Raw genomic sequence first — 12,547 nt, forward strand, 5'->3', positions numbered from 1 at the left:
TCCCCTGGCCCCCCTCGGCACAGCGGCGCGCAGCCTCAAGGCTCGTCTGCCAGCCGCTGGCGGGGCCGATATCGGGGACACATTACCGCCCGCGCGCCTGCGGGGCGCCGTGATTCCACATACAATGCCAGCACATCCGCCGCCAGCGCCCTCGCGGGGCCTGACGGCAGCCGGCGCCCCCTGCGCCGCGCGCTGGATGACAGCGTTCCGCGCCGCCGGGCGCCTGTAGCCGCCGGCGGTTGTGCCGGCAACCCTGTGTCTGGATATGCCCGGTAGTTCCGCCTTTTCCTTCCTGCGTACCCTCTGCAGCCTGCGCTGGCTCGCCATCGCGGGCCAGGCCGCCACCATCCTGGTCGCCAGCAGCGTGCTGGGCCTGGCCTTGCCGCTCGAACCCCTGTGGATCGGCGTGGGCGTGCTGATCGGCTTCAACGTCTACGCCAGCCTGCGCCTGCGCCACAGCCGCGACCTGTCCCACGCCACCGCCTTCGCCCACCTGCTGGTGGACATGGCCGCGCTGGCCTGGATGGTGGGCTGGAGCGGCGGCCTGAGCAATCCGTTCGGCATGATGTTCCTGATCCTGACCGCCCTGGCGGCGCTGGCGCTGCCGCGCAACTGGGCGCTGGCCGCCGCGCTGGCCGGCATTTCCGGCTACGCGGCCGCCGCCATCTTCGGCCAGCCGCTGCGCGGCGACGTCAACACCCACACCCTGCTGCTGTGGGGCCTGTCGGCCAATTTCCTGATTTCCGTGGTGGTGGTGCTGGTGTTCTCGACCCGCCTGGCATCCGACCTGCGGGCCCGCGAACGCGAACTGGCCCGCCTGCGCGAACGCTTCACCCGCAACGAGGGCATCGTCGCCCTGGCCACCCACGCCGCCGCGATGGCGCACGAACTGAACACCCCGCTGGCCACCATGACCCTGCTGGCCGACGAAATCGCCGCCGAGGTCAAGGACCCCGACCTGAAGGACGACGTCGCCACCCTCAGCCAGCTGCTGGCCCTGTGCCGGGAACGCATTCGCAATCTGGCGGTCCCAACCGCAGTGGACCTGGTGCGCGTGGTGGGGCAATGGCGGCTGATCCGGCCGACCATCAACCTGCAACGCTCGGGCACCCTGCCGGCCAGCCTGCGGGTCGACCCGGCCATCGCCCACCTGCTGCAGGCCCTGCTGAACAACGCGGCCGACGCCGGCGAAGCCGCCGACGAACCGCGCGTGGACCTGCACCTGGAATACGGCTACGGCGCCCTGCGCGGCGAAGTGCGCGACTACGGCCGCGGCTTCGACCCCGACCAGACGCTGCTGCCGGCCACCAGCCTGTTCAACAGCGGCAAGCCGGGAGGACTGGGCGTGGGCCTGGCCCTGTCGCATGCCACCGTCGAGCAGCTGGGCGGCGAAATGACCATGACGGCCGCCGACGGCGGCGGCACCCGCATCCGCTTTTATTTACCGCTCGGCACCCCCGGGACCTGACATGTTGAATCCGACCGATCTTGGCCTGTTGATCGACGACGACGAGCTGTATGTGCGCACCTTGCAGCGCAGCCTGTCGCGTCGCGGCCTGGAAACCCGAACCGCCACCGGCATCGCCGAGGCCCTGCGCGTGGCCGAGGAAATCCGGCCCGCCTTTGCCCTGGTGGACCTGCGCCTGGGCGAAGATTCGGGGCTGACCCTGATCCGTCCCCTTCGGGCCCTGCGCGCCGACATGCGCATCCTGCTGGTCACCGGCTACGCCAGCGTGGCCACCGCGGTCGAGGCCATCAAGCGCGGCGCCGACGACTACCTGCCCAAGCCTGCCACCGCGCCGATGATCCTGCGCACCCTGGGCCTGGTGAAGGCGGATACGGTTACGATCGAAAGCACCATGACGCCGCTGCACCGCCTAGAATGGGAACACATCCACCAGGCGCTGCACGAGACCGGCGGCAACGTGTCGGCCGCCGCCCGCCTCTTGGGCATGCACCGGCGCTCTTTGCAGCGCAAGCTGGCGAAAAAACCGGGGCCAGAACGCGAGGTCCTGGTCGATTGACCGGGGGGTGCCAAGCGGGGCGGTTTGGTGCGGATGCAACACATCGTCAACTCCCCCCTTTGTGCAGGTGCGACATATCGTCGCACCCCACCCCTCCCCCCAGGGGCATCTGCTCCCCTAGGAAAACCCTGAATCTGCCCGCGTGGGGGCAGAATCCTCCCAGGCAATGCGACCATTCGTCGCAGCCTTGACCCAGATCAAGCCGATAGGATGGACGTTGCTGCCTAGCAGCATTCCAGTCTGCTGCTCCGCAGCATTTCCCACCCTCCATCCAAGGCTGTACGTGAAACACCCCCTCCTTGCGACCCTTACGCGCATTTTCGGCGTCGGCGCGGTCATGCTGCTTGGCGGCTGCAACATGGAAATCCTCTCCCCCAAGGGAGACATCGGCATGCAGGAACGGACCCTGCTGCTCACGGCGACGGGGCTCATGCTCCTGGTCGTGATTCCGGTCCTCTTCATGATTGTGTCCTTCGCCTGGAAGTACCGCGCGTCCAACACCAAAGCTGACTACCAGCCCAAGTGGGCCCACTCCACGGCCATCGAAATCGTGGTCTGGACGGTGCCTTGTATCATCGTGGCGATTCTCGCGGTGATCACCTGGCGCTCCACCCATGCGCTGGACCCCTACAAGCCGCTCGTGTCCGAGCACAAGCCGGTGACCATCGAGGTGGTTTCGCTGGATTGGAAGTGGCTGTTCATCTACCCCGAGTACGACATCGCCACCGTCAACGAGATCGCGTTCCCCGTGGACGTGCCGGTCAATTTCCGGATCACCTCGGCGTCGGTCATGAACTCGTTCTTCATTCCCCAGCTCGGCAGCCAGATCTACTCGATGGCGGGCATGGAAACCAAGCTGCACCTGAACGCGCGCGAACCCGGCACCTACGCCGGCATTTCGGCCAACTACAGCGGCGCCGGCTTCTCCGGCATGCGCTTCAAGGCCATCGCCACGTCGCAGGAAGGGTTCGACAACTGGGTCAAGGAAGCCAAGGCATCGCCCACGACGCTGACCCCCGAGGCCTACCAGGAACTGACCAAGCGCAGCGAGCGCAATCCGGTCGTCAAGTACGCCTCGGTGCCGCCGTCGATGTTCGAGTTCATCCTGGGCAGCACCATGTCCAAGATGGCCGGCGTGGACTCCGCCACGTGCACCCCCACGTCGAATAATCTGATCGCAGGAATCAACTAACAATGCTCGGGAAACTCACCCTCGAGGCCATTCCGTACCATGAACCTATCGTCATGGTTACGCTGGCCGCCGTGTGCCTGGGAGGCCTAGCGGTCTTCGGCGCCATCACCTACTTCGGCAAGTGGAAGTACCTCTGGACGGAATGGCTCACCTCCGTCGACCACAAGCGCATCGGCGTGATGTACATCATCGTCGCCCTGATCATGCTGCTGCGCGGCTTTGCCGACGCCATCATGATGCGTACCCAGTTGGCCGTCGCCTCGGCCGACTCCGCCGGCTTCCTGCCGCCGCACCACTACGACCAGATCTTCACCGCCCACGGCGTCATCATGATTTTCTTCATGGCGATGCCCTTCATCACCGGGCTGATGAACATCGTGGTGCCGCTGCAGATCGGCGCCCGCGACGTGGCCTACCCGTTCCTGAACTCGCTGAGCTTCTGGCTGTTCGGTGCCGGCGTCGCGCTGATGATGATCTCGCTGTTCGTGGGCGAATTCGCCGCGACCGGCTGGCTCGCCTATCCGCCGCTGTCAGGGCTGGACTACAGCCCAAGCGTCGGGGTGGACTACTACATCTGGGCGCTGCAGATATCAGGGCTGGGCACGACACTTAGCGGCATCAACTTCATCGTGACCATCCTGCGCATGCGCGCACCGGGCATGAGCCTGATGAAGATGCCGATCTTCACCTGGACCTCGCTGGTCACCAACGTGCTGATCGTGGCCGCCTTCCCCGTGCTGGCCGCCACCCTGGCGCTGCTGACGGCCGACCGCTACCTGGGTACGCACTTCTTCACGAACGACATGGGCGGCAACGTCATGATGTACGTGAACCTGATCTGGATCTGGGGCCACCCCGAGGTCTACATCCTGGTGCTGCCCGCCTTCGGCGTGTATTCCGAAGTGGTTGCCACGTTCGCCCGCAAGACCCTGTTCGGCTACAAGTCCATGGTCTACGCCACGGCCGCCATCGGCGTGCTGTCGTTCCTGGTCTGGCTGCACCACTTCTTCACCATGGGTGCGGGGGCCAACGTCAACGCGTTCTTCGGCATTGCCACAATGATCATCTCGATCCCGACCGGGGCCAAGATCTTCAACTGGCTGTTCACCATCTACCGCGGCCGCCTGCGCATCACCACGCCGGTGCTGTGGACGCTGGGCTTCATGATCGTGTTCGTCATCGGCGGCATGACCGGCGTGATGCTGGCCATCCCGGGTGTGTCGTTCGTGCTGCACAACAGCCTGTTCCTGATCGCCCACTTCCACAACACCATCATCGGTGGCGTGGTGTTCGGTTGCATCGCCGGCATGACCTACTGGTTCCCGAAGGCGTTCGGCTTCACGCTGAACGAGCGCCTGGGCCGTTACTCGTTCTACTGCTGGTTCGTCGGTTTCTTCCTGGCCTTCATGCCCCTGTACATCCTGGGCTTCAAGGGCATGACGCGTCGCCTGAACCACTACGACAACCCCGAATGGCAGCCCTACCTGCTGGTCGCGCTGGCCGGCGCCGCGCTGATCATGCTGGGCATCTGGTTCCTGCTGCAGCAAGTGTTCGTGTCGGTTCGCCAGCGCAAGCAGAACCAGGACGTCACCGGCGATCCCTGGGATGGCCGTACCCTGGAATGGTCGATCTCTTCGCCTGCGCCTTTCTACAACTTCGCCCACGTTCCTCACGTCGATGAACTGGACCAGTTCTGGGAAGACAAGCAAAGCGGCAAGGCCTACAAGCGCCCGGCCAAGTACGAAGACATCCACATGCCCAAGAACACCGGAGCCGGCGTGTACATCGGCGCCTTCGGCCTGGTCATGTGCTTCGCCTTGATCTGGCACATCTGGTGGCTGTCCATCGTCGGTTTCGTCGGCATGATCGCTTCGTTCATCGTCCGCGCCTACGACCGTGACGTCGATTACTGGGTCCCGGCCGCTGAAGTCGAGCGGATCGAGAACGCCCACTTTGAAAAAATGCAGAAGGCCGCCTGAGCCATGATTCAAGCCGTAGCCACTCACCCCCACGCGGGTCACGACGATCACGCGCACCATGACGATGGATCCAAGACCGTTTTCGGTTTCTGGGTCTACCTCATGAGCGACTTGCTGATCTTTTCGGTGCTGTTCGCCACGTTCGCGGTGTTGTCCAACGCCACCGCGGGCGGTCCGACGGGCAAGGAACTGTTCGACCTGAAGTTCGTGCTGGTCGAAACCCTGTTGCTGCTGTTCTCCAGCTTCACCTTCGGCATGGCCAACCTGAACGTGCACGCCAACAACAAAAGCCGCGCAATCGGCTGGTTGATGGTCACGTTCCTGTTCGGCGCGGGCTTCATCGCGATGGAAATCTATGAATTCCATCACCTGATCACCGAAGGCGCGGGCCCCGGCCGCAGCGCCTACCTGTCGGCGTTCTTCACGCTGATCGGCACCCACGGCCTGCACGTCACGTTCGGCCTGATCTGGATCGTCATCCTCATCGACATGATCCGCCGCCATGGCCTGGACTCGATCAACAAGCGTCGTCTGGCGTGCCTGAGCCTGTTCTGGCACTTCCTGGACATCGTCTGGATCTGCGTCTTCACCTTCGTCTATCTTCTGGGAGCCCTCTGATGTCGCACTCCGCTGCGGCCGCACACGGCCACGACGATCACGCCGCCGACCACGGCAGCCTGAAGTCCTACATCATCGGTTTCGTGCTCTCGCTTCTGCTCACCTTCGGCTCGTTCGGCCTGGTGATGAGCGGCGCGCTGTCCCACACCATCACGATCATCGGCGTGGTGGCGCTGTGCGTGCTCCAGCTGCTGGTGCAGCTGGTGTACTTCCTGCACATGGGCGCCTCGAAATCGGCCCGCGACAACCTGGCCACGTTCGTCTTCACCGTGATGATCATCGCGATCATCGTCGGCGGTTCGGCCTGGGTGCTGTACAACATGAACGTCAACATGGGCCACGCCATGTAAGACCCGTCACTTGCTGACGACAAAACAGGCGCCTTGCGGCGCCTGTTTTTTTTTGCGGGATGCGCCTGGCTTATTGGCCCGGCGCTTTCACCACGAGCGTGATGCCCAGCCTGTCCGCCAGTTGCCGCGCGGTCATGCCGACATACGGCTGCACCCGCGCGCCCTGGTCCAGGTCGCAGGCAGGCGCATTGGCGGCACCGTCCAGCACCTGTTTCATCGCCCGCGCCGCCGACGGCGACAAGGGGCCGCCATCGCTGGCCTGCCAGGCCAGCATGTCCGCCACCGCCATGCCGCAGCGTGCCGGCGTGGCATACAACGGGGCATCGTGTTCGAGCAGCATGCGCGCCTTGGCCTCGTTACCCTGCTGCAGCATGATCACCAGGGGCAGCGCGCCGGGATCGGCCACGCCGCGCAGGCGCAGGGACCCATCGCTGCGGTCCGACGGATTTGCCCCGGCCGCCAGCCAGGCCTGATACAGGTCATCCGGCAGCCACGGCAGCGACAGCGGCGCGATCTGGTTGTTCACGGTGCCCGTCGCGCTGCCCACATACGCCAACGGCACCCCTGCCGCCAGCAGGCGGTCGGCGGTGGCGCGCAGGCGGGCGCGCTGGCCGTCCCATTCGGCGCTGTTCTGGTTCGCGTCGGCACGCAGTTCGACCTCGTTCCATTGACGCAGCAGGCTGGTCATCGGCGCCGTCGTCATGGGGGCATGCGGCTTGCCGGCGGCGGCCTGCGCCAGCTGGTCGACCAGCTCGGGCGACATCTGCCGCGCCGCCAGGCTGAAGGCCTCGTCCAGGCCGGCGCGCACCTGGCCATCCTTGGGCCCATAGCCACCCACCGCCGGATCGGCGCCATGCGCCAGCGCAAACGCCACGCGCTCGGACGGCGCATAGGCGGACTGCGGCTTCAAGTCCTCGACCGGCGCTTCGCGCAGCGCTTCCAGCAGCGGCGTTTCCCACATGGCCTGGTTGCCGTAGTACATGCGGATGTAGGCAGCGTTGATGTCGGCGCCCTTGGCCAACAGCTTCTCGGCAAACCAGAACCTGGACGGGCTGCCCATGGCGGCGTGCAGCACCGAACGGCCGCTCTTGTCGCGGCCGTTCGGGTTGGCGCCCTTAGCCAGCAGGTAGTCCAGCGTGTCCTTGTCTTCGGCCGAATACGCCACCCGGCGCAGCAGCAGCGGCGAGCCGTTGGAATCGGGGGCTTCGAGCGACGCGCCCGCCGCCACCAGCACGTCGGCCAGCGCATAGCGTTCGGCCAGCGGGCGGGTATCGCGGCTATCCGGCAAGGCGCTGGACACGAGCGGCGCGCCGCGCGTGGGAGCGTCGACCCGTGCGCCCGCTGCCAGCAGCGCGCGCACCATCTCGATCTGCTTGGCCGACGTGGCCGCATTCAGCGCCGACACGCCGTTTTCGTTGACGCCGTCGGGGTCCTGCCCGCGCGCCAGTTCCGCGCGCACGGCGTCCAGGTCGCCCGCCCGAATCGCCTGGAAAATCGCCAGCCGGGGCCGGCACACCGCCGCATCCAGCGCCTTGGCGCCCAGCGCGGCGCCGATACGCTCGGCCACCTTGGCCGGAATCGGCTCGCCCGCGGCCAGGCGGCGCGTGCAATACAGGCGGTAGTCTTCCTGCGCCAAGGTTTCGAAATAGCTGCGCTGATCGCGCCGCTGGTCGCGCAGCTTCAGGCGTGCATCGGCGCGGTTCAGGTAGGCGGGCGTGCGCGCCGGGTCGCGCCGCAGCACCTCGCCCAGCACCGCGTCGGCCTCGGCCGGGTTACCGGCCTCGGCCAGCCAGAAACCGTAGTCGTTCAACGCGGCCAGGGCCTCGGGGTCCTGGCCAGCCGGATCGATCTCGCGATAGTCCGTTTCCAGCACGAAGCGGCGCAGATCCGCCAGCGCCCGGTTGAACTCGGCGGCCTTGGCGCGCGGGATGGCAAACGCCACCTGGTGCAGCTTGCGAAAGGTGGCGGCCACATCGACCGGCGCCTGGTATTCGAAACGAACGTCCGCGGGAAATGCCTTGAGCGGGCTGGGATACGCCACCAGCGCGGGCTTGAGCGTGGCCAGCGCCGCCGCGCGTCGCGCGTCGTCCCAGGGCCGGTCGGCCGTCGCCACCACGCGGGCGGCATCCGCATGCACCGTCACCGCCGCGCCGGTCGCATCCACCAGAAAGCCATTGGCCTGGCTGCCGTCGGCGTCGTTATAGGTATAGGCCACCCAGTAGAACGACTGCCCCTCGCGCGGCGCCGCCACGCTGACGGTCTCTTGCCGCGACACATTCCAGGCGGCCGGATCGATCACCAGCGGCCGCGACCGAAAGGCCAGTTCCGCCGCCGCGCCGGCCTGCGCGCCGCGGACGTAGCGGTACAGGTACAGCCGGTTGTCCATCTGCCCGACCAGCAGCGCGTCCTTGGCGTTTTCGGTACCCCAGGCGCGGCGCTCGGGCTCGCGCAGCGGATAGCGCGACAGCCGTACGGCGTCGATCACGGCGCCGATGTCGTAGGCGGCGGCCGGCGGCGGCGCCGCCACGGCAAACACGCCAGCCAGCGTCAGCAGGGCGGCGCCAAGGCGGCGGGGAAACGCGAGGGGCAAGGCGGGAAGCATCCGGATGGACCTGGAAGTGGAAGGCGGCCCGATGATACCGCCCTGGCGCGCCGGCTGCCCCGCGCGGACGGGGCCCGCGGCCACGGCGCTTGACGCCAGGCAAGGCGGCTCGCGGCCCAATCGTTATATAGTAGAGCTTATATCGACCTGATCGGCACTTTACGCAAATAACGAGCGCCCCCCCTTCGCCATGCCAGCCGTGTTGACCGCCTTTGCCCAGGCCCCTGATTCTGCCGCCCTCGCCTGTCGCCTGCTGCGCCATGCCGCGCCCGGCCATCCCGACGCCGCCTTTTTTGCCACGGTGATCGGCAAGAGCCTGGCGCACGGCGATCTGGCCCGCAGCGGCCTGGCGCCGGACGAACTGGAAGAGGTCCTGACGCAGTTGTTCCCCGGCGCGCGCCGCAGCCCGGAGCCTGCGCTGGTCGACCTGCCGGCCCGCCTGGCCGCCTATGCCGCGCAAGGCCTGCCTGATCCTCGCCCCGACTTCACCCTGCTGCTGCGCACGCTGCTGGATGCCTATGGCGCACCACAATGCGCCACCACGCCGTTCGTCACCCGCGTGCTGGTACACGCCTGCCTGCGCCCCGACCACCTGTGGCGCGACCTGGGCCTGACCGGACGCGAAGACGTCACGGCACTGCTGACCCGCCACTACCCCGGCCTGGTGGCGCGCAACACGCGCAACCTGCGCTGGAAGCAATTCCTGGCCTATTCCGCCTGCGAACACGCCGGCCTGCCCGCCGCCGCGGCGCCTGGCTGCGCGGCCTGCGAGGACCATGACGTCTGCTATGGCGACGGCGGGGCGGATTGAGGCCTCACACCTGAGGAAATTTCTGATTTTTCACACGCTGCGCCGCTTCCATGCCGATGCCCGTTAGGATTTCCGCTCACCCCGGATATCTCACCCACTTGAGGGCAACACCGTTTTGCATATCTCACCTAAACATATCGCCATGGCTTGCCTGACCCTTTCCCTCGTGGCATGCGGCAGTGCGCAGGACGCCAGCAAAGGCAATTTTGGCAAGGCCATTCAGACCTACCTGGACAAGCAACATGGGCTGTGCGCCGCGATTCCCGCCAAGACGCTGCCGTTCACGCTCGCCAATCAAGACATCATCGGTCGGCAGACCAAGAAACTTGCCGATTCGCTGGTAGAAGCAGGCCTGCTGAGCCCACGCAACACCGAAACCCAAGCCATGTTCGGCAACAAGATGGAACCGGCCACCGAATACCAGATCACGGATCTGGGCAAGAAGTATTTGGTCGCCAACGCTGCCGACACCTTTGCCCAGCAGGATGCCTTCTGCACCGGAAAATATGCTGTCGTTGAAGTGGATAACTTCACGCAACCCAGCGACGCGATGGGCATGAAAATCTCGCAAGTGAACTTTCGCTATAAGGCGCACGATGTCGCAGACTGGGCCAAATCGGAAAGTCTTCGCGCAAACTACAAGAATTTCGCCGATCAGGCTGAGGGCGACATCAAGGCCAAGGCCGTGTTGATCCTGACGAATGACGGATGGATGCACGAACGTCTGTTCAAGCACTAACGCACCAACCCGACACCCGACAGGCGCGCCATGACTTTGTCATGACCCGCCTGTCGCGCTGCACTCCCACGCGGATCAACACCGAACGAGATCAGGTCGTGCGCCGCTTCAATAGCGATACGTCACGCCCAGCCCCATCCCCACGCTGCGTCCCGGCGCCGGTTCGTAATAGCGGCCGTTGCTTTCGTTGACGATGACCGAGCCCGCGTAGTGGCGATCGAACAGGTTGTCGACCCGCGCATAGGCGCTCAATTCCCAGGCGCCGATCTGCTTGATGTACCCGGCCGACAGCGCGGCCACGGCGTACCCGGGCGCCGCCGCGTCGTTGGCGTCGTCCGCGTACAGCTGGCTGAGATAACGCCCTTCGATGGCGGCCTGCCAGCCCTGCGGCGGCGCCCAGCCCAGCGACGCAAAGGCCGATTGCCGCGCGATGCCCGGAATGCGGTTGCCGGCGCGAATACCGCCGCCCGCGTCATCGCGATACCGCGCATCCAGCCAGGTGTAGGCCAGCTGCGCGCGCCACTGGCCGGCAAAGCGGGTCGACCAGCCCAGCTCCAGGCCGTCGCGGCGGGTGCGGCCCGCGTTGCGGAAAGTCGTGCGTCCGCCGCTGCTGCCGGCCGAGACGATCTCGTCGTCGGTCGACACGTGGAACACCGCGGCGGTCAGCAGGCCATCGCCCACGCGGGTCTTCACGCCGGCTTCCACGTGGGTGCTCAGCGCCGGCGCCAGGCCGAAGTTCAGGCCCGGCAGGCCCCCCGGGCGGTAAGCGATTTCATTCAGCGTCGGCGTCTCGAAGCCGCGCCCGTACGAGGCGTAGAGGCGCGTGCCCGCAACGGGTTCGTAGCCGATGGCCGCCACCGGCAAGGCGCGGCGGTAGCGCGCGCTGCCGCTGTCGTCGCCATTGCCGGGCGCGATGTAGTGGTCGTGCGAATCGAAGTCCACCGTGCTGTAGCGCAGGCCCGCGTCCAGCGTCCATTGCGGGGTCACGCGCCACGAGGCCTGCACGTAGGGATCGGCGTTGTAGACGGTATTGGTCTCGTCGCGCCGCAGCGCACCCTGCACGCCCAACTGCTGGCTGCTGCCCGTGCCGATGAAGTTCTGGTAGCCGCGGCGGGTCTCGCGCAGCGTATCGTACGCAAAGCCGCCGACCAACGTCAGGGGCCGCCCCGCCATGGCCAGTTCGGAGGTCCAGCGCAGGTCCGCGCCGCCGTAGCGCCGGGTCAGGTCGATGACGCCGCCTGCCTGCGTCGGCGCGATCTGCGCCGCGGGCGGAATGGCCTGGAACTGGGTGGTGTCGCGCTGGCCGTAATACAGCGTCACGCGCAGCGTATTGGCGCCGTCGACATGACGCTCGTAGACCAGGCCGCCCTGCGTCTGCCGCACCGTCTTGCGGGTGTCGTACTGCGAAGCCAGGTCGGCGCTGCGCGGCTCGTCCTGGAACTGCGCATAGGTCAATCCCAGCGGGTCCTGCGCCTTGAGATCGACGCTGTTGGCCGCGATGGTGAGGCGGCTGGCATCATCGAGCTGCACGCCCAGCTTGGCGTTGCCCAGGTTCTTGCGCGCCGCGCTGCGGTCGCGAAAGCCGTCCGTGGTCATGCGCGACAGGTCCAGCACATAGTCCACCGCGCCTTCTGCGCCCGACGCCTTGGCGCCGTAGCGCCAGGTGCCGAAACTGCCGCCCCATACCGAGGCCGACACCGACGGCGGCGCGGCGCCATCCTCGGTATAGGCCAGGATCACGCCGCCGGACGAGTTGCCGTACAGCGCCGAAAACGGCCCGCGCAGCACTTCCACCCGATCCAGCGAGCCAATATCGATGTTCGAGGTCTGCCCCTGCCCGTCCGGCATCGTGGCCGGAATGCCGTCCACATACAGCCGCACCCCGCGCACCCCGAAGGTGGACCGCGCCCCGAAGCCGCGGCTGGAAATCTGCAGGTCCTGCGCGTAGTTCTGGCGGTTCTGCACTTGCAGGCCCGGCACCCCGCCCAAGCCTTCCGACAGATTGATGCCGGGCTGGCCCCGACGCATGGCGCTGCCCTCGACCACATCCACCGACGCAGGCGTATCCAGCACGGATACCCCCAGCCGCGTCCCGGTCACCACCACCGGCGCCGTCTCGGGCACCTGCGACTGCGCCACCGCCGCCATCGCCGGCGCCATGCCGAGCAGGCTGTGCAGAAGTCGGGACAGCGGAGCGCGGCGGCGGGGGTGATCGGTCACTCGGGGCTCCTG

The 12,547-nt window shown here is 66.7% G+C and carries 10 protein-coding genes; 8 read left to right on the top strand and 2 right to left on the bottom strand.

Annotated elements, in window-relative coordinates; genetic code table 11:
* Positions 1-265: 265 nt before the first annotated feature.
* The 6 genes from ACUDP5_RS23875 to cyoD all read left to right on the top strand — a co-directional run bounded on the left by ACUDP5_RS23875 (position 266) and on the right by cyoD (position 6,163).
* Entirely contained in the window at positions 266-1,468 is a 1,203-nt protein-coding gene (locus ACUDP5_RS23875) for an ATP-binding protein (protein WP_263910185.1), read from the top strand.
* Position 1,469: 1 nt separating this feature from the next.
* The gene (locus ACUDP5_RS23880; protein ID WP_369797704.1) at positions 1,470-2,024 is read left to right on the top strand and encodes a response regulator transcription factor; all 555 of its coding nucleotides are present in this window, start codon (positions 1,470-1,472) and stop codon (positions 2,022-2,024) included.
* A gap of 283 nt (positions 2,025-2,307) precedes the next feature.
* Complete coding sequence (gene cyoA, locus ACUDP5_RS23885) at positions 2,308-3,216, top strand: ubiquinol oxidase subunit II (RefSeq protein ID WP_263910184.1); 909 nt, start codon at positions 2,308-2,310, stop codon at positions 3,214-3,216.
* Between the two features lie 2 nt (positions 3,217-3,218).
* Positions 3,219-5,195, top strand: coding sequence for a cytochrome o ubiquinol oxidase subunit I (cyoB, locus tag ACUDP5_RS23890; protein ID WP_263910183.1), 1,977 nt, complete (start codon positions 3,219-3,221; stop codon positions 5,193-5,195).
* 3 nt (positions 5,196-5,198) lie between these two features.
* Positions 5,199-5,813, top strand: a complete 615-nt coding sequence (gene cyoC, locus ACUDP5_RS23895) for a cytochrome o ubiquinol oxidase subunit III (protein ID WP_263910182.1) — start codon at positions 5,199-5,201, stop codon at positions 5,811-5,813.
* Positions 5,813-6,163: a cytochrome o ubiquinol oxidase subunit IV gene (gene cyoD / locus ACUDP5_RS23900; protein WP_006387442.1), complete on the top strand. Its 351-nt coding sequence runs from the start codon at positions 5,813-5,815 to the stop codon at positions 6,161-6,163. Before cyoC ends, cyoD begins: the two co-directional genes overlap by 1 nt.
* Positions 6,164-6,233: 70 nt before the next feature.
* On the opposite strand, the gene ACUDP5_RS23905 is transcribed toward cyoD, so the two are convergent.
* Positions 6,234-8,753, bottom strand: coding sequence for an ankyrin repeat domain-containing protein (locus tag ACUDP5_RS23905; protein ID WP_445657359.1), 2,520 nt, complete (start codon positions 8,751-8,753; stop codon positions 6,234-6,236).
* A gap of 202 nt (positions 8,754-8,955) precedes the next feature.
* On the opposite strand from ACUDP5_RS23905, the gene ACUDP5_RS23910 reads away from it, so the two are divergent.
* Complete coding sequence (locus ACUDP5_RS23910; protein ID WP_445657360.1) at positions 8,956-9,576, top strand: nitrogen fixation protein NifQ; 621 nt, start codon at positions 8,956-8,958, stop codon at positions 9,574-9,576.
* Between the two features lie 142 nt (positions 9,577-9,718).
* The gene (locus tag ACUDP5_RS23915) at positions 9,719-10,315 is read left to right on the top strand and encodes a hypothetical protein (protein WP_263910177.1); all 597 of its coding nucleotides are present in this window, start codon (positions 9,719-9,721) and stop codon (positions 10,313-10,315) included.
* Between the two features lie 108 nt (positions 10,316-10,423).
* Here the strand turns inward: ACUDP5_RS23915 and ACUDP5_RS23920 are convergent, their stop codons facing one another.
* Positions 10,424-12,475 (bottom strand): TonB-dependent receptor domain-containing protein, encoded by a 2,052-nt coding sequence (locus ACUDP5_RS23920; RefSeq protein ID WP_445659208.1) that lies wholly within the window; start codon positions 12,473-12,475, stop codon positions 10,424-10,426.
* Between the last annotated feature and the right edge of the window lie 72 nt (positions 12,476-12,547).

This window comes from Achromobacter sp. NCFB-sbj8-Ac1-l, assembly GCF_052695805.1.